Origin of the sequence: Collinsella aerofaciens (assembly GCF_040926405.1) — a bacterium.
Classification (GTDB): domain Bacteria; phylum Actinomycetota; class Coriobacteriia; order Coriobacteriales; family Coriobacteriaceae; genus Collinsella.
Window position 1 is genome coordinate 1 of sequence record NZ_JBCOIG010000029.1, and the last position, 17,054, is coordinate 17,054.

Annotated in this window: 16 protein-coding genes and 1 tRNA gene; 16 read left to right on the top strand and 1 reads right to left on the bottom strand. The window is 60.2% G+C overall.

Translation table 11 applies throughout. The annotated features are described in order from the left end of the window. From AB5758_RS08540 to AB5758_RS08580, 9 genes are all read left to right on the top strand, one after another. The coding region (locus AB5758_RS08540; RefSeq protein ID WP_368155495.1) for a hypothetical protein at positions 1-828 on the top strand (828 nt) is incomplete at its 5' end. Positions 829-960: 132 nt separating this feature from the next. Continuing rightward, positions 961-2,091 carry a M24 family metallopeptidase gene (locus tag AB5758_RS08545; RefSeq protein ID WP_138112424.1) on the top strand — a complete coding sequence of 377 codons (1,131 nt, stop codon included), beginning with the start codon at positions 961-963 and terminating at the stop codon, positions 2,089-2,091. Between the two features lie 160 nt (positions 2,092-2,251). Further along, on the top strand, positions 2,252-2,815 hold the full coding sequence (efp, locus tag AB5758_RS08550) for an elongation factor P (protein ID WP_117799248.1): 564 nt from the start codon (positions 2,252-2,254) through the stop codon (positions 2,813-2,815). Between the two features lie 24 nt (positions 2,816-2,839). Beyond that, complete coding sequence (locus AB5758_RS08555; protein ID WP_006233982.1) at positions 2,840-3,202, top strand: Asp23/Gls24 family envelope stress response protein; 363 nt, start codon at positions 2,840-2,842, stop codon at positions 3,200-3,202. A 3-nt stretch (positions 3,203-3,205) separates the two neighbouring features. Continuing rightward, entirely contained in the window at positions 3,206-3,790 is a 585-nt protein-coding gene (nusB, locus tag AB5758_RS08560; RefSeq protein WP_138112426.1) for a transcription antitermination factor NusB, read from the top strand. 2 nt (positions 3,791-3,792) lie between these two features. Further along, positions 3,793-4,032 (top strand): exodeoxyribonuclease VII small subunit, encoded by a 240-nt coding sequence (locus AB5758_RS08565; RefSeq protein WP_006233978.1) that lies wholly within the window; start codon positions 3,793-3,795, stop codon positions 4,030-4,032. Between the two features lie 35 nt (positions 4,033-4,067). Continuing rightward, a complete protein-coding gene (locus AB5758_RS08570) occupies positions 4,068-4,871 on the top strand; it encodes a TlyA family RNA methyltransferase (protein ID WP_316370156.1) in 804 nt (267 codons plus the stop codon). Then, positions 4,868-5,728, top strand: coding sequence for an NAD(+)/NADH kinase (locus AB5758_RS08575; RefSeq protein ID WP_035138200.1), 861 nt, complete (start codon positions 4,868-4,870; stop codon positions 5,726-5,728). Before AB5758_RS08570 ends, AB5758_RS08575 begins: the two co-directional genes overlap by 4 nt. Then, positions 5,718-7,346 carry a DNA repair protein RecN gene (locus AB5758_RS08580; protein ID WP_368141935.1) on the top strand — a complete coding sequence of 543 codons (1,629 nt, stop codon included), beginning with the start codon at positions 5,718-5,720 and terminating at the stop codon, positions 7,344-7,346. Before AB5758_RS08575 ends, AB5758_RS08580 begins: the two co-directional genes overlap by 11 nt. Positions 7,347-7,405: 59 nt before the next feature. Here AB5758_RS08580 and AB5758_RS08585 read toward each other — a convergent pair whose 3' ends face one another. Then, a complete protein-coding gene (locus tag AB5758_RS08585) occupies positions 7,406-8,263 on the bottom strand; it encodes a MurR/RpiR family transcriptional regulator (RefSeq protein ID WP_368141937.1) in 858 nt (285 codons plus the stop codon). Between the two features lie 272 nt (positions 8,264-8,535). Between AB5758_RS08585 and AB5758_RS08590 the strand changes: the two genes are divergently transcribed. From AB5758_RS08590 to AB5758_RS08620, 7 genes are all read left to right on the top strand, one after another. Further along, a complete protein-coding gene (locus tag AB5758_RS08590; RefSeq protein ID WP_346964663.1) occupies positions 8,536-10,539 on the top strand; it encodes a fructose-specific PTS transporter subunit EIIC in 2,004 nt (667 codons plus the stop codon). A gap of 524 nt (positions 10,540-11,063) precedes the next feature. Continuing rightward, complete coding sequence (locus AB5758_RS08595) at positions 11,064-11,327, top strand: HPr family phosphocarrier protein (RefSeq protein WP_022094575.1); 264 nt, start codon at positions 11,064-11,066, stop codon at positions 11,325-11,327. Between the two features lie 132 nt (positions 11,328-11,459). Continuing rightward, positions 11,460-13,163, top strand: a complete 1,704-nt coding sequence (gene ptsP / locus AB5758_RS08600) for a phosphoenolpyruvate--protein phosphotransferase (protein WP_368141885.1) — start codon at positions 11,460-11,462, stop codon at positions 13,161-13,163. Positions 13,164-13,237: 74 nt separating this feature from the next. Then, the gene (locus tag AB5758_RS08605) at positions 13,238-14,170 is read left to right on the top strand and encodes a 1-phosphofructokinase family hexose kinase (RefSeq protein ID WP_006233969.1); all 933 of its coding nucleotides are present in this window, start codon (positions 13,238-13,240) and stop codon (positions 14,168-14,170) included. A gap of 189 nt (positions 14,171-14,359) precedes the next feature. Continuing rightward, on the top strand, positions 14,360-15,292 hold the full coding sequence (locus AB5758_RS08610) for a 1-phosphofructokinase family hexose kinase (protein WP_006233968.1): 933 nt from the start codon (positions 14,360-14,362) through the stop codon (positions 15,290-15,292). A gap of 164 nt (positions 15,293-15,456) precedes the next feature. Beyond that, positions 15,457-16,851: a CCA tRNA nucleotidyltransferase gene (locus AB5758_RS08615; RefSeq protein WP_368141883.1), complete on the top strand. Its 1,395-nt coding sequence runs from the start codon at positions 15,457-15,459 to the stop codon at positions 16,849-16,851. 127 nt (positions 16,852-16,978) lie between these two features. Continuing rightward, positions 16,979-17,052, top strand: a tRNA-Glu gene (locus tag AB5758_RS08620). Positions 17,053-17,054: the final 2 nt, after the last annotated feature.

Consider the following 17,054-nt stretch of genomic DNA (forward strand, 5'->3'; position numbering starts at 1 on the left):
GGCGTTACCTGCGACGATCTGGTTGTCGCCGTTGGCGATGCCGCAACCTGCTCGGTTGTTAGCTGGTGCGCCAACCAGTGGTGTGGCCGAGCCGAGTGCGCGCTGCTGCCGACGACCTTCGACGCCATGCTCACGGTCGCGACGACCATGAAGCCGCTTGTCGCCTCGTCGGCCAATGCGCTTCCCGCTATCGCGTTCCGTCCCGAACCGGGTTTGGTCGTGTGTGACCTCGATCTTGTTCGCGAGGCGGACCCCGAGGACCTCAAGCTCGGCTATGCGGTACTTGTTGGCACCATGCTTTCGAGCAGCAAGTCCCGCTGGAATCAGTTTATTGAGACCGTCCCCGAGATTCTCGCGGGCGAGGAGGTCGCGCTCGTCAATGCCGTTCAATGGTCTCAGACTGCTCGCAAGGACGTACTGATGGCCACGAACCCGAGCGCCCGCCATGCGCTCGATTTTGGCAAGACGGGGGAGCGTACCTTGCGCGCTTGCTTGGGCGATGCCGCTTCGCAGGTCCCTGCCTACCAGCTGTTGTCCGAGGGCATGCGCTTTGAGGCGCGCCTTGCCCACGACGCCTGCGACTTCGATATCGATTACGTCTTTGAGGTCGATGACTGTCTGGAGGACTTTGGTATCGAGGAACTTGCCTTCGATCTGGAGCCTGCCGCATATATCGAGGAGTTCCGCAGACAGCAGTTCGCGCGCTCAAACCGCAGCATGCTGCCGCTGCCCGCGGCACTCGGCGCAATTCGCCTAACGAACGTTGAGGACGAGGTTCTTGAGCGCCATGCTCACGCCTACTTGGCTTCTCGTAAAGAACTTCTCTAAGATTTATTGACTTCCATCGTCTTTCGTATCATGTTGAGGGGCGGGTTTTCAATCGGTTGCGGATCGCATGCGATTCCGTCGTTCGGTTGAGACCCGTCCCGTCTATCTTGAGACAACAAGAAAGGAATCTGCATGTCTGAGTTTGCTGCCGGTCCTGCCGGTCGTATCGAGCGTGTCCGTGCCCTGATGGCCGAGCGTGGCTACGATGCCATCGTGGTGCGCGACGAGGCCAACCTTCGTTGGCTTACGGGCGTGAAGGGCGTCTTCGACTACACCTTCGAGTTCCCGCACGCTGCGTTTATTACGGTCGACCAGTGCCTGTTCCACACCGACTCGCGCTACCTCAACAGCTTTGAGGAGAACACGCCCGCCGGCAGCCCCTGGGTCTACGACATGGACGAGGGTACCATCCCCGGCTGGGTCGCCGGCAAGATTGCGGCTAACAAGTGCCGTGTCTGTGCTGTCGAGGACGATATGCAGATTAACTTCTACCAGGGTATTCAGCGCGGCCTGGAGGACCGTTCCGTCGCCTGCATGCTGCCGCTGATGCACGACGACATCCGCAAGATGCGCGCCATCAAGGATGCCGAGGAGATCGAGCTCATGCGCCATGCACAGTCGATCACTGACGCCGCCTTCCAGCACATGCTTGGCTTTATTAAGCCCGGTATGACCGAGAAGCAGGTTCGCAACGAGCTCGAGAACTTTATGTTCGCCAACGGCGCCGACAGCCTGGCCTTCGGCTCCATTGTGGCGAGCGGCCCCAACACCGCCAACCCGCATGCCGTGCCGAGTGACCGTGTCATCGAGAAGGGCGACTTCGTCCTCATGGATTACGGCGCGGGCTACTGCGATTACCGCTCCGATATGACGCGCACTGTCGTGATGGGCGAGCCCACCCAGGAGCAGCTCGACCTGTACGCACTCGTGCGCCGCACGCACGAGGAGTGCGTCGCCGCCATCCATCCGGGCGTTGAGGGTAACGACATCTTCAAGCTTTCCAAGAAGATCATCGGCGATGCCGGCTATGGTGATTACTACAACCATGGTCTGGGCCACGGCGTGGGCATCGACATCCACGAGCTGCCCAACTTCAACCGCAGCAAGAACACCATCGAGATCGGCTCGGTTGTCACCATGGAGCCCGGCGTCTACCTGCCCGGCGTGGGCGGCGTGCGCCTTGAGGACTACGGCGTGGTCACCGAGAACGGCTACGAGCCCTTCACCAAGACCCCGCACGACCTGCACGTTATCGACTGCTAGTCTACTTCGGTAGATAGTTTGGGGCGGGGCGTTCGGATCGATTCGGACGCCCCGCGTTCTCTTTTTATGCGCTCGCTGCAGGCGCCGTCTGCAAGTGTATAATTTCTGTCGTATGTAATTTGGACGCTTGTGCGTTCTGCCCATAACAAGAAAGGTCGCTATGCCTACCATTTCTACCGCCGACTTCAAGAACGGCCTCGGTCTCCGCATCAAGGACAAGGTCTACACCATCGTCGAGTTCCAGCATGTCAAGCCGGGCAAGGGCGGCGCGTTTGTACGCTACAAGACCCGCGACATCAAGAGCGGCCGCGTCGTCGAGAACACCTGCAACGCCGGCACCAAGTTCGAGAGCGTCATGCTCACCACCCGTGAGTTCCAGTACCTCTACAACGATGGCACCGACTACATCTTCATGGACAACGAGTCCTATGAGCAGGTTCCCGTTCCCGAGGACATGGTGGGCGAGAACTCCAAGTGGCTGCGCGAGAACGACGTCTGCCAGCTGCTCTTCGCCGACGATGAGCTCATGGGCGTGACCCCGCCGATGTTCATCGAGACCACCATCGTCCAGACCGACCCGGGCTTTAAGGGCGACACCGTCCAGGGTTCCACCAAGCCGGCCACGATCGATACCGGCGCTGTCATCCAGGTTCCCATGTACCTCAACGAGGGCGAGGTCATCAAGGTTGACACCCGCGACGGCAAGTTCGTCTCCCGCGTCTAGCAACCAAATCTTCTAGGAGGACTCATGCCCCAGGAAATCAAGATTGACGGCATCGGCATTTCGCCCGATGTTCTGACCGCCATCGTCTCGCGCGCCGTGTCCGATGTCGAGGGCATCGCCTCCGTTGGCGTCAAGGACCTTGCCACCAACCTTGTCTCCATGATGCTCTCGTCCAAGGCCCCGGCTTCCGAGCCGGCGGTCGAGGCCGAGGTCGTCGGCGACAAGCTCGCACTCACCGTGCGTGTCGTGGTGTTCTTTGGCTATCCGTTCAAGAAACTCGCCGAGGCCGTTCGCGCCGCCGTGGTCGCCGCCATCGATGCCCAGGTTGGCGTCGAGGTCGAGCGCGTTGACGTTTGCATCGACGGCCTCGTTTTCCCCAAGGAGTAACCTTTGAGTCTTAAGGTTTATCGCGGGCGTACGCTTGCCCGCAGTCAGGCGCTGCAGCTGCTGTTCCAGGCCGAGGCCACGGACAGCCCGCTCGAGCGCGTCCTCGAGGGCGATTTCCTGATCTCGAAGGGTCCCCTCGACCCGTATGCGCTGGAGCTGTGCCGTGGTGCTTACGAGCATATCGACCGCATCGACTGCGCCCTGCGCTCCGTTGCCAAGAACTGGGATCTTATGCGCATGCCCGGCGCCGATCGCAATCTGCTTCGTATCGCCGTTTACGAGATGCGTTTCCTCACCGACGAGGAGGTTTCGGACGCCATCGTGATCAACGAGGCCGTCGAGCTTGCCAAGGCCTATGGCACCGACCAGTCTGCGTCGTTCGTCAACGGCGTGCTGGGCAAGATCGCTCGCAGCGAGGAGCTGCCGGGCGAGGACCTGTACCAAGAGCTGCTGGCCGAGGACCGTGCCCGCGAGGAGGCCCAGGCCGCCGAGGCTGCCGCCAAGGTTGCGGTTGCCCAGGCTGAGGCTGGCGTGCTGGCCGAGGATTCGGACGCCGCCGAGGCTGTTGTCGACTCCGTCGAGGAGTAGCCATGCCAGAGGGTTCCGTCCGCAACTTCGACGAGATCTCGGACCGTCTGGATCAGATCATCGCTACCGTTCGCTCCAAGGATACCTCCTTGGAGCGTTCGCTCGATTTGTTTGACGAAGCGATTGAGCTGGGCTCCCGCGCGGTCGATATGGTCGACAAGTTTGAGTTGACACCGCGTGAGGCCGACAAGCTCGAGCAGGAATACGATGAGGATGCGGCAAACGAATCCCAGGATAGCTAGGCCGCATCTCCGGATACGAATGGTTGATGGCATTCATGAAACGTGTGCGTCTTGATGACGAACTGATTTCACAGGGCATCTGCGCCGATCGCGCGGATGCCCTTCGCACTCTTATGGCCGGCTTGGTCTCGAGTGGCGGTGAGCGCTTGACTTCGCCGGGGCTTAAGGTGATCCCGGGGCTGCCGCTGCACGTGAAGGGGCGCATTCCCTATGTTGGCCGTGGCGGTCTTAAGCTCGAAGGCGCGCTTGATGCGTTTGGCATCAATCCGACGGGCCTTGCCTGTCTGGATGTGGGCTGCTCTACCGGCGGTTTTACCGATTGCCTGCTCAAGCGCGGAGCTGCGACCGTTGTCTCGGTGGACGTGGGTCGCGCCCAGTTCGATTGGTCGTTGCGTCAGGACGATCGCGTGACGCTGCATGAGCGCACAAACGTGACGCAGCTGCCTGAGCTTGGCTATGCCGGCGTCATCGACCTGGCTGTGTGTGATGTCTCGTTTACCAGCATCGCGAACATTATCGATGCGGTACTGGCGTGCCTGGCTCCTACGGGTGCATTCTGCACGCTCGTAAAGCCGCAGTTTGAGGCTCCGGCGGCGCTGGTGGGCGAGGGCGGCATTGTGACCGATCCCGTCGTGCGCCGCGATACACTCTTGGCGGCGGTTGAACTCTTTGCTGCAAAGGGCCTGTTCCCGGTCGATGTGTGCGTGTCACCCATTCATGGTGCCAAGGGCAACGTTGAGTTTTTCCTGTACGGCAAGAGGTTAGTCCCCGGCGACCGTTCGAAAGACGAGCTGCAATCCCAGATATCGGTTTTGAGCGAGAAAGCTGCAACGCTATGAAGGTCTTTCTGGTTCCCAATTACTACAAGCAAGAGGCGGTCGAGAGCGGCCTGATGCTCGAGCTTTGGCTGACGCGCCAGGGCTATGAGGTCGCATGGGCTGCCGACCAGCGATCCAAGATTCAGAGCACGCCTGATATTGACGGCTCCGATCTGGTAATTACGCTCGGCGGCGACGGTACGTTGTTGCGCGCTGCCCGCATCCTCAACCATCGTGAGATTCCTATCCTCGGTCTTTCCTATGGTCACCTGGGTTTTTTAACTGCTGCGAGTCCCGAGGAGCGCGACATTCTGCAGGTCGTGAGCGACGCCCTGTCCGGCGAGCTGCATGTGAGCCGTCGCGCTACCATCGCCGCGGATATCGTGTCCGTGCGCGAAGATGGTACGAAGGATGTCGTGCGCACCTTCGCCCTCAACGACATGGCGCTTACCCGCGGCCCCCTGTCCGATATGGTCGAGTTTGACATCACGGTGTCCGGTCACCATATCGACCGCCTACGCGGTGACGGTGTCGTCGTTTCGACGGCGACTGGTTCTACGGGTTACGCGCTCAGCGCCGGTGGCCCCATCGTGAGCCCTGACTATACGGGCATGGTCTGCGTACCCATTGCGCCGCACACCATTCAAGCTCGCGCTTTCTTGACTTCGCCGAGCGATGTCGTCGAAATCTTTATGTCTGATGACCGTCCGAGCGTTCCGGCGATCGCTATCGATGGACAGTTTATTACCTGCGACGGCACGGTCGAGAGCGTGGCCGTGCGCCGAGGCCCCGGCGATGTGCTGCTGCTCGACTACGGCCCCGAGAGTTTTTACAACTCGGTGAGCCGCGTATTCTACGGAGTCCGCCATGATCGATGAGCTTCAGGTTTCTAACATTGCACTCATTCGCGAGGCGACGCTGGTGCCGAGTGCCGGCCTGACTGTCCTGACCGGCGAGACCGGCGCCGGCAAGACCGCGCTGCTCTCGGCCCTCAAGCTCATTTTGGGCGAGCGCGCAGATTCGTCGACGGTGCGCGAAGGCGAGACGCTTGCCAGCGTCGAGGCGCGTCTGTTTGACGGTCCGCACGACACGGAGGGTTTCACCGTACAGCGCAGCCTTTCTGCCGAGGGCCGCAGTCGCGTAAAAATTGACGGCCGCATCGCCAGCGTTCGCGAACTTTCGGAGCGCGTCGGCGTGATGATGGATCTTTGTGGTCAGCACGAGCACCAGCGCCTGCTCGACCCGGCGCATCATGTTGCCATGGTCGATGCATGGGCAGGGCGCCCGGCGCTCGAGGCGCTTGAGCACTACCGTGCGTGCTTTAAAGCCTCGCGCGCGGCTGCCAAGGAGGTCCGTCGCGTCGAGGAGGCCTCGCGTGCGCAGGGGAGTCGCGTCGAGGAGACGCGCTTCGCCCTGGAGCGCATCGCCGAGGTCGACCCCAAACCGGGCGAGTACGAGGAGCTCGAGGAGCTGCTGCCGCGCTCCGAACATGCCGAGGTGCTGGTTGCCACAGCTAATGATGCCCATGCATCGCTTGCCTCTGAAGGGGGAGCGCTCGATGCCGTGAACAGCGCCGTGGCAGAACTTTCCCGTATGGCTTCCGTCGATCGCAAACTTGGCGACATTGCCGATTTGCTTTCGGATGCCTGTATCTCCCTTGAGGATTGCGCGAACGAACTTCGTGCCTATCGCGATGGCGTCGCCTTCGATCCGCGCGAGCTCGCTCGCATGCGTGAGCGGTATTCCGACCTCAAGGGCCTGCTGCGTCAGTGGGGTCCTACCATGGACGATGTTTTTGCCATGCGCGATCGCTCGCAAGAGCTGCTGTCCCTGGTCGATGATGGCGATGAACAGATCAGAAAGGCGCGTGAAGCGCTTGGCGCAGCGGAGCATGAACTGTTCGCCGCCGCCAAGGCGCTTAAACGTGCACGCAATACGGCGGCCCCGCGTTTTTGTCATGAGGTTGGCCGCCAAATGGCGCGTCTGGAAATGGGGGGCGCCGAACTCGTCTGGGAGTCGCGTGATCTTCCCCGCGCCGAGTGGACGCTTGCTGGCCCTTCGAGCTATGAGCTTTTGTATCGCAGCGGCGCTGGATTGACGCCGCGTCCCCTGCGCCGTATTGCGTCGGGTGGCGAGCTCAGCCGCGTTATGCTGGCGAGCAAGGTTGTCCTCGGCAACGCGGATGGCGTGGATACACTGGTGTTCGACGAGGTCGATGCTGGTGTCGGCGGCTCTACGGCTCGTGCTCTTGCTGGTGTGCTGGCCGATCTTGCCGCCACGCATCAGGTCATTGTCGTAACCCACCTGGCGCAGGTTGCGGTCATGGCCGACAAGCATTACGTGGTCAGTAAAGAGCCGGGCGATGTTCCCCAAACGCACCTGGACGAGGTGACCGGCGATGCCCGTACCGCCGAGATCGCCCGCATGCTGAGCGGCGATCAATCGGAGGCGAGCTTGGCGCATGCCAAGCAGATGCTTGAAGAAGCTCGAGGTTAGGTCGTATCAGCGGTGTTGGTGGGACAAAATAGACTGAATTTTTTGTCCCACTTCGTGTTTTACTCCACGACCTTATCCGGTTGGATGAGTTCCTCATAGTAGCTGATGTGCTCTCGGGCGTCCTCGATTTCGGGCAGCAGGAAGTTGTAGATGACCTCGATGATCATCGTGGCGCTCATCTTGGAGAACGCGAAGTCGCCCGTTGTCAGCAGTGCTTCGTGGTTGACGGTATTAAAAGTGTAGTCTGCCAGGCGCGCGAGTGGAGACTTGCTGTCGCTGCTGATGACGACTACGGTTGCGCCGCAGTCGCGAGCCGCTTTTGCCATGCGATTCAGTCGGCGCGATTTGCCGGAGTTTGAGATTAGCACGATGACGTCACCCGGGCGCAACGTGAGCGCAAAGCCGATCGATGTCTCGCTAATGGTACTCGTCATGCAGCGCAGGCCCAGCTGCGAAAACTTAAATGTTGCGTCGAGCGCGACCGCGTTTGTATTGCCCACGGCGGCGAACTCAATAACGCCGGCATTCTTAAGCGCGTGTACAACTGCGGCCAACGTGTCGTGATCAATGCCGTCGATGGTCGCATTAAGCTCACTCACCTTGGCGGCGAGGATATTTTTAAGGCTCTGCTCCATGTTGTCGAGCGAGACCTCGTCGGTCAGGCCCTCGTTTCGCTGGCTTTCCAAATCCCTCGCCAACGAAAACTGAAAGCTGCGGAAGCTGCCAAACCCAAGCTTGCGGCAGAAGCGCGAAACGGTCGCCTCGGACGTGGCAGCGGCGCGTGAGAGCTGAGCCGCCGTGAGGCGTGGAGCCTCGGACTGGTGCTCCAATATATATTCGACAATGCGCTGCTCGGATTCGCTGTATCCCTGATGGGTGCTAATGAGGGAAAGTGCGCTCTTGCTACTATCGGTCATGGATGGCTCCTGGTTGGCATGAAAATCTAACTTGATTTGCAATGCCATAGTATACGGGCATTTTCAATTACAAGATACACCTTGCCGTTTCAAGTGTTGATGGTAAACTTTCACTTACCGTTTACGGTTATGAAAGAACCTTTCACCGGAGAATTTCGCCTTGTCTCTTCTCACGCGGACGGTAGGTTGGTATCTTTCAAGTGTGGAAAAACGCGCATTGAAGCGCGTGTAGGGGAGCGCCTGCGGGCGCAAAACTTAAAAAGGAGGGACACATGGCTAAGTTTGACATCATCGCCGCGACCGGTTGCCCGACCGGCATTGCGCACACCTTCATGGCGAAGGAGGCGCTGGAGAAGGCAGCTGCCGAGCGAGGTCTGACCATTAAGGTCGAGACTCATGGCCAGGTCGGTGTCGAGAACGAGCTCACCAAGAGCGAGATCGCCGGTGCCAAGGCCGTCGTCGTCGCAGCCGATAAGGATGTCCAGGCTGAGCGTTTCGCCGGTAAGCCCATGGTTTCCGTCGGTGTTTCCAAGGCCCTGTCCGTCGAGGCCGCCGGAAAGCTGATCGACCGCGCGCTCGCCGCCAAGGGCGACGACACGGTTGCCACTGCCGCCGATGTCGAGGACGAGGTCGAGGAGAAGGAGTCCATCGGTCACGTCATCTACAAGCACCTCATGAACGGCGTCAGCCACATGCTGGTCTTCGTCGTTGCCGGTGGTGTTCTGACCGCCATTTCGTTCCTGTGGGGCATCACGTCCTTTGATTCGACGGCTGCCGACTACAACAGCTTTGCCGCGATGCTCAAGATTATCGGCGGTATCGCCATGAACCTCATGGTTCCGGTGCTCTCCGCCTACATCGCCGAGTCTATCGGCAAGCGCCCGGCGCTCGTCCCCGGCTTTGTTGCCGGTATGATTGCCATCCAGGGTCTGCCCGTTAACGCCGATACCGGCATGATCGACGCTGGAGGCTCGGGTGTGGGCTTTGGCTTCCTGGGCGGCATCGTCGGCGGCTTCCTCGCCGGCTATGTCATTTTGCTGCTCGAGAAGGTTTTCTCTAAAATTCCCGCGAGCCTTAATGGCCTGAAGGCGATCTTCCTGTATCCGCTGTGCTCTACCGCCATCGTCGGCCTGGTCATGCTCGGTATTTCCGGCCCCATGGCTGCCATTAACCAGGGCATGATGGATTTCCTGCAGAGCCTCGGTAACTCCGGTCCGGTGATCCTTGGCCTGGCCATCGGCTGCATGTGCGCCTTTGATATGGGCGGCCCGGTCAACAAGGCTGCTTACGCTACTGGCACCTTCCTGCTCGGTACCGCTCTCGAAGCTGGCGTCGGCACCGAGACCTACAACTTCGGCACCAACTTCATGGCTGCCGTCTCCGCCGCTTGCATCGTTCCGCCGCTGATCACCACCTTCGCCGTCGTTGTCGGCAAGAAGTACTTCAGCCAGGAGGATCATGACGCCGGTATCGTCAACCTCATCCTTGGTTGCACCCACATCACCGAGGGCGCCATTCCGTTCATGACCAAGAACATCTGGCCCGTCATGCCCATCATGATGCTCGGTTCTTCCATCGCTTCCATCTTGACCATCTTCTTCAACGTTCACGATCCGGCGCCTCACGGCGGCTTCCTGGTCCTGCCCGTTGTCGAGAACGGTCCGCTGTGGGTCCTCGCGATCCTCATCGGCGCTGTGGTCGGTGGCATCCTGTTCGTGGCCTTCAAGAAGTACGACTTCGAGAAGAATCAGAAGGCCGCTCCTGTAGCCAGGTCCGTTGAGGCCCCCAAGGCCGCTGCCGTCGAGGCCCCCAAGGCCGAGGCTGCCGACTTCGTGAAGGTCGAGAATGTCTTTGTCGCCGAGGACTTCGCTTCTCGTGACGAGGCTCTGAGCTTCGTTTCCAACCAGGCTGTCAAGGCCGGTATCGCCTGCGACGCCGACGCCGTGATGAACGCCTTCCTGGCCCGCGAGGCCGAGGGCACCACGGGCATGATGGAGGGTTTCGCCATCCCGCATGCCAAGTCCGACGCCATTACCGAGGCTGCCGTCATCGTCGTCAAGGACGAGTCCGGTGTGACCGGTTGGGACACCATGGACGGCGCTCCCGTCAACGTGGCCATCGCGCTGCTCATCCCGGGTGCCCAGGCCGGCACCACGCACCTTAAGATCCTGTCCAAGGTCGCCGAGGCGCTCATGGACGAGGACTTCCGTGCCACCGTCAAGGGTTCCACCGACGCCGCCAAGATCGCCAAGACGATCAACGCCCGCCTGGTCTAATCCCGCAACACGCGAATACCATCGCCCCCTGTATATAAGGCGGAGTCCCTCTCCAGGGCCTCCGCCTTTTTCTACCCCTCCTATAAGTTGCGGTGAAATAGGGACTGTTTAAACGATTCAACTCCAAATTCAGTCCCTATTTCACCGCAACTTACAAAAGGGCATAGAGGGGGCTACCTATCGAGTCTTTGTCGCGAACAGATCATCAGCCAGATTTCCGTTTGCACGATATTGCTCTGGACCGACCGAGTTTCCGCAGCTCGCCCGCCGGGCGGGGCGATTAAGTTTGTCTCGAGTTCCGCACGCAAAGGAAAGCACTTAATGTGCTTTCCGTCTTGCGCAGGACTGTAGAGCAGCAAACTTAATCGCCCCGCCCGGCGAGCAAGCGGACGACAAACACATCTGTCCAATAATTCGTCTGAAACATAATGAAAAACCGTTTGATGTGAGTTAATATAAACAACGTCGTGAATCTGACTCCTGCCACATGCATGACAGGGGTTAAACACAAAAAGGAGTCAATTATGGTTTCTGAGAAGGCTACCCTCGTTAATCCTCAGGGTCTGCACATGCGTCCGGCTGGTCTGTTCGCCTCCACCATGGGCAAGTACGCCTGTGACGTGACGGTCGTCACCCCCGAGAAGGAGGTCAACGGCAAGTCCCCGATGGCCCTCATGGCTGCTGGTATCCCTTGCGGTACCGAGGTCGAGGTCAAGTGCGACGGCGCCGACGAGGCCGAGGCTCTGGCTGCTGCCATCGAGCTCATCAAGAGCGGTCTTGGCGAGTAGAACTCAAACGGGTCGCATGTTGAACAATTAAGTTCATACTTGGGGGCGCAGTGACCTGTTCAAGGTAGCTGCGCTCTTTTGTCATGGATATGGCAAAACGCTTTATCACATGACACGGAGAGAGGAATGGGAATGTATCAGGGAGTCAACGCATCCGAGGGCATCGGTATCGGCACCGTCATGGTCGCCGTCGATCCCGACTTGACGTTTGAACCGCACGAGGTCGCTGATTCGGCAGCAGAGAAAGAGCGCTATCAGGCTGCTCTTTCGGTCTTCTGCGAGAAGACTCAGGCTCAGGCCGACCACATGAAGGAGACGGTGGGCGAGGCCGAGGCCGAGATCATGAGCGGACACATTGTCCTGGCTCAGGATCCGGGCATGACCGACGCCATTAACGCCGCTATTGACGGCGGCACCTGCGCCGAGCAGGCGCTCATGGACACCTCGACCATGTTCGAGAACATGTTCCTGTCCATGGACGACGAGATGTTCCGTCTGCGCGCGGCCGACATCGCCGACATCCGCACCGGTATTCTGGCCGAGCTGCTGGGCAAGGAGGTCGTCGACCTTTCCGTCCTGCCCGAGAACACCGTCGTTGTCGTGCACGACCTTACGCCGTCCATGACCGCCACGATCGATAAGGCCCACGTTGCCGGTATCGTCACCGAGACCGGTGGCCGCACGTCGCACTCCGCGATCATTGCGCGCGCCCTCGAGATCCCGGCTGTCCTTTCGGTCTCCAACAGCTGCACCGCACTGCGCAACGGCATGACCGTTGTCGTCGACGGCGGCAAGGGTATCGTCGAGGCCGATCCCGACGAGGAGACGCTCGCTGCCTACACCGCCAAGGCCGAGGCCTTCGCTGCCGAGAAGGCAGCCCTCGAGGCCTTCCGTGGCAAGCCGTCCGTGACTGCTGATGGCATCAAGAAGATCATCGCCTGCAACATCGGTAACCCCGATGACGTGCCCAACGCGCTCGATCACGACGCCGAGGCTATCGGTCTGTTCCGCTCCGAGTTCCTGTTCATGGACTCTGCTGAGCTTCCTTCCGAGGAGGAGCAGTTCAACGCCTACCGTAAGGTCGCCAGCGCGCTCAAGGGTGCTCCGGTCATCATCCGCACGCTCGATGTGGGTGGCGACAAGGAGATTCCGTATCTGCATATGGTCAAGGAAGACAACCCCTTCATGGGCTTCCGCGCCGTGCGTTACTGCTTGGCCAATCCCGACCAGTACAAGGTCCAGCTCCGCGCTCTGCTGCGCGCTAGCGCCTTCGGTGACGTCAAGATCATGATCCCGCTCGTCACCTGCGTCGAGGAGGTCTTGGCTGTCAAGGAGCTCGTCGAGCAGTGCAAGGCCGAGCTGACCGAAGAGGGGCGCAAGTTCAACGAGAACATCGAGGTCGGCATCATGGTCGAGACGCCCGCCGCTTCGCTGCTTGCAGACCGTCTTGCCGAGGTCGCCGACTTCTTCTCCATCGGCACCAACGACCTGATCGGCTACACCATGTGCGCCGACCGTGGCAACGACACCATCTCCAACCTGTACCAGGTTTACTATCCCGCCGTGCTCCGCTCGCTCAAGAACATCATCGAGAGCGGCGTGAAGGCCGGCATCATGGTCGGTATGTGCGGCGAGGCCGCTGCCGATCCGCTGCTCGAGCCGCTGCTGATCAGCTGGGGCCTGGAGGAGTTCTCGATGAGTGCTCCGTCGATCCTGCGCGCCCGTAAGACCATCAGCCAGTGGACCAAGGCCGAGTGCGACGAGCTCGCCGAGAAGGCGCTCGCCTGCAACACCGCCGCCGAGGTCAAGGCACTGCTCGAGTCCGCAGCTCGCTAATTTGGTATCAGAGGTAACCGCGTGGTTGGAATGGGCCGGCCACGCGGCCCTCACATATACAGGGGGTACTGTAAATGTTCTACACGCTAACCGCTAACCCGGCTGTCGACATGACGGTTTCGAGCTCTCCGCTCGAGCCCGACGAGAACGTCCGCACCGGTTCGGCCAGCTACACGGCTAACGGCAAGGGCCTCGACGTGTCCTTCGCCTTTAAGAAGATGGGCGTCGACACCGTCGCGCTCGGCTTCTTCGCTGGCTTCACGGGCAAGTTCATCGTCGAGGAGGTCATGAACCTGGGTTGCCTCTGCCGCCCGGTCTGGACCGACGGTATCACGCGCATTAACACCTACGTCAACGATGGCCAGCACGAGTACGGCATCCTGAACCCCGGCGCCCCGATCACGCCGCAGCACCAGGAGGAGCTCTACAACATCCTGGACACCGCGGGCGATCTCGAGTGCCTGATCGTCTCCGGCTCCGTGCCTCCCAAAGCTACGCCCGACTTCCTGGCTCAGGTCATGGAGCACGCTCAGGCTCGTGGCGCTGACGTCGTCCTGGACCTGTCCTCCGATAAGCTCAAGGAGCTCGCTCACAAGAAGCCGCTGCTCATCAAGCCGAACCATCACGAGATGAAGGCCATCTTCGGCGTGCCGGTCGACACCGACGACGAGGTTCGTGTCGCCATGAAGATGGCTCACGACGCTGGCGTTCAGAACGTGCTGCTCACCCGTGGTAGCCGCGGCGACGCTTACTTCTCCAACGGCGAGGACATCTGGTACGCCAAGCGTGAGTTCAACATCAAGCTGGTCTCTTCCGTCTGCGCCGGCGACTGCACCCTCGCTGCGTTCCTGCACAAGTGGTACAGGGATCGCGACAACGTCGAGGAGGCCATGAAGCTCGCTATGGCCACCGGCGCCAACGTTGCCGAGTCCGTCGGCATTGGTGACTTCGGTCACGTCGACGAGTACAGCAAGCGCGTTGCTGTCCGCAAGCTCGATCGTCAGTAATCGAAACGCGACATATTCGTGCGCATGCGGCGCCCCGGTTTCGGCCGGGGCGCCTTTTTTGTTCCGCCATGGGGGAGAGGTGTCCTGCCGTACTTCATCGCTTCCACACCGTTCACCGAGTTGTCCTAGCCTTTTACCGATGCGTGGAATATACTTTCATTAACACGTTGCTTCGTGAAAGGAACATTCATGATTTACACGCTCACTGCTAATCCCGCCATTGATTACAACATCGCCTGCGACGGCCTTACTGCCAATACCGTCACGCGTACCCGCAATGCCGTCTACACGCCCAACGGCAAAGGCCTCAACGTCTCGTTTACGCTTGACCACTATGGTGTCGACACCACGATCCTGGGTTTCTTCGCCGGCTTCTCGGGTGAGTTTATCGTTAAGGGCGCCGAGGCCCTGGGCGTGCCCGTCAAGCCCGTGTGGACCGACGGTATTACGCGCGTCAATGTGTTCCTCAACGCCGGTCCCGACACCGAGTACAACATGGTCAATGCCGGTGCCGCCATCAATGAGGCCAACGAGCAGGAGATGTTTGAACTTATCGATTCGCTCGATGACATGACCTGCCTGGTCATCAGCGGCTCGCTGCCTCCCAACACTTCCGAGGGCTTCTTGGCCGAGGTCCTGCGCCGTGTCAAGGCCAAGGGGGCCGAGTTCGTCCTCGACATCTCGAGCCATCAGCTGGCAGACCTCATTGCTCTGGAGCCACTGCTGATCAAGCCCAATGACGACGAGCTGCTTGACATCTTTGGCATCAAGGTGAGCGGTGGCGACGACGAGTCCGTCAAGGGCGCTATGGCCGAGCTGCACGCCAAGGGCGCCAAGAACGTGCTGCTGACCCTTGGTGGCGCCGGTGCGTACTTCTCCAACGGCGAGCATATCTGGTTTGCCAACCGCACCTTCGACGTCAAGCTGCTGTCGACGGTGTGCGCCGGCGATTCCTCGCTCGCTGCCTTCCTGTCCGTGTGGCACGACGCCCCCGAGCGCGTCGAGGACGCCCTGCGCCTTTCGATGGCCACTGGCGCCAACGTGGTCGAGTGCCCCGGTCTGGGTGATTTTGCCAAGGTGGACGAATATAAGAAGCACATCGAGGTTCGCCAGGTCTGCTAGTTCCGGCACCTTGTCTGAATAGTTTGATTATTTCGCATCCGTCTTAGACTAGGACGGATGCGTTTTTGTTTATCGGACTTGCGTGTGCAGTGGAGGCTGTTTCTTGCTAGACTTCTTGCAGACGCAATCGATAGCCAATTTGATAGTCGCAGGAGGCCATAGGCATGTGCATTGTTTCGCTCAACGGTACTCAACCGTCCGATGCGTCCCTGCGCGTCCTGCGCGCGCTTGAGGCGGCTGGTCTTGAGGCTTGGTACGTGGGCGGTTGGGTGCGCGACGCCCTGATGGGGTACCCCAGCCACGATGTTGATATGTGCTGTAGCGGCCTGTGGCAGGAGTCCAAAGCGGCGCTCGAGGCCGCCGGCATCGCGGTTGTGGAGTCGGGCATTAAATTTGGCGGAATCACGGCTATTTCCGATGGCGAGCGTATCGAGGTCACCACGTACCGTCTGGATGGCTTTTACACCGATGGTCGCCATCCCCAGAGTGTGGAGCGTGCCGCCTCGCTCGAGGACGATCTGGCGCGCCGCGACTTTACCGTCAATGCCATGGCCTGGCATCCCGAGCGCGGGCTTGTCGACCGCTACGACGGCCAGGGTGACTTGGAGCGCAAGCTGATTCGCGCTGTCGGCGATCCCAAGCGTCGCTTTAACGAGGACGCCCTGCGCATGCTGCGTGCGGTGCGCTTTGCCTGCCGTCTCGACTTTATGATTGAGCCCGAGACCAAGCGTGCGCTTGCCGAGTGCGCGCCGCTGCTCGAAGCCGTGGCGCGTGAGCGTGTGGGTATTGAGCTCGAGGGCATTCTTTCGACCGGTCATGGGGGAGACGCGATGCTCCGCTATCCCGAGCTCATCTGCGCCGCCGTGCCCGAGTTGGCAGCGGGTCGCGGGTTTGATCAGCGCAGTGTCTATCATGCGTTTAACGTCTACGTGCATATCGCCCGTGTGCTGACGGTGGCGGGGGAGCTCGCGCTGTGTGACGGCGTCGCGCCCTCGTCGAGCCTTATGTGGGCGGCGTTTTTGCACGATGTGTCCAAGCCCGAGTGCTTCACGGTCGATCACGCCGGCAGCGGACACTTCTACGGTCATCCCGAGCTCGGCGCCAAGAAGGCGCGCGTCATTATGGATCGCCTGGCCCTCTCGCACGACTTGGTGCGCGACGTGTGCCTGCTCATCAAATACCATGACAAGCCGCTGCGCCCCGAGCGCTCCTGCCTGCTCAATATGATGCGCGCGCTTTCGGGTGAGGGCGTCGACACGGCCCGCCTGATTGACGAGCTCATGGACCTTAAGCGTGCCGACACACTTGGCAAGGCCCCGTCGTGCTTCTATTATGTTGAGACGATTGAGGAGATGCGCGCGCTGGCGCACGAGCTGCTGAAGGCAGGGGAGCCCTATACGCTCAAGATGCTCGCCATCAACGGCGGCGACCTGATCCGTGCCGGAGTCAAGCCCGGGCCGGAACTGGGTCAGCTTCTCAACTCCGCCCTCGACGCCGTGATCGAAGACGATATTCCCAACGAGCGCGAAGCTCTTTTGGTTCATCTCAACTTGAATTAGCTACCAAGTTTACCTGCGTATTCCATAACCTGCCGACAATTTTTCGGCAATTTGGAATTTCTTCTTGCGCTGACGTTTTTTGTCCCGTAATATATTTCCTCGCAGCACGGCAGTGCAGATGTCATGTGGCCCGTTCGTCTAGCGGTTTAGGACGCCGCCCTCTCAAGGCGGAGATCACCAGTTCGAATCTGGTACGGGCTACC

Excerpts from the sequence above, each read along its gene's own strand:
- AB5758_RS08545 (WP_138112424.1), top strand. The coding sequence starts at position 961 with ATGTCTGAGTTTGCTGCCGGTCCTGCCGGTCGTATCGAGCGTGTCCGT.
- efp (WP_117799248.1), top strand. The coding sequence starts at position 2,252 with ATGCCTACCATTTCTACCGCCGACTTCAAGAACGGCCTCGGTCTCCGC.
- AB5758_RS08555 (WP_006233982.1), top strand. The coding sequence starts at position 2,840 with ATGCCCCAGGAAATCAAGATTGACGGCATCGGCATTTCGCCCGATGTT.
- AB5758_RS08565 (WP_006233978.1), top strand. The coding sequence starts at position 3,793 with ATGCCAGAGGGTTCCGTCCGCAACTTCGACGAGATCTCGGACCGTCTG.
- AB5758_RS08570 (WP_316370156.1), top strand. The coding sequence starts at position 4,068 with ATGAAACGTGTGCGTCTTGATGACGAACTGATTTCACAGGGCATCTGC.
- AB5758_RS08575 (WP_035138200.1), top strand. The coding sequence starts at position 4,868 with ATGAAGGTCTTTCTGGTTCCCAATTACTACAAGCAAGAGGCGGTCGAG.
- AB5758_RS08580 (WP_368141935.1), top strand. The coding sequence starts at position 5,718 with ATGATCGATGAGCTTCAGGTTTCTAACATTGCACTCATTCGCGAGGCG.
- AB5758_RS08585 (WP_368141937.1), bottom strand. The coding sequence starts at position 8,263 with ATGACCGATAGTAGCAAGAGCGCACTTTCCCTCATTAGCACCCATCAG.
- AB5758_RS08590 (WP_346964663.1), top strand. The coding sequence starts at position 8,536 with ATGGCTAAGTTTGACATCATCGCCGCGACCGGTTGCCCGACCGGCATT.
- AB5758_RS08595 (WP_022094575.1), top strand. The coding sequence starts at position 11,064 with ATGGTTTCTGAGAAGGCTACCCTCGTTAATCCTCAGGGTCTGCACATG.
- ptsP (WP_368141885.1), top strand. The coding sequence starts at position 11,460 with ATGTATCAGGGAGTCAACGCATCCGAGGGCATCGGTATCGGCACCGTC.
- AB5758_RS08605 (WP_006233969.1), top strand. The coding sequence starts at position 13,238 with ATGTTCTACACGCTAACCGCTAACCCGGCTGTCGACATGACGGTTTCG.
- AB5758_RS08610 (WP_006233968.1), top strand. The coding sequence starts at position 14,360 with ATGATTTACACGCTCACTGCTAATCCCGCCATTGATTACAACATCGCC.
- AB5758_RS08615 (WP_368141883.1), top strand. The coding sequence starts at position 15,457 with ATGTGCATTGTTTCGCTCAACGGTACTCAACCGTCCGATGCGTCCCTG.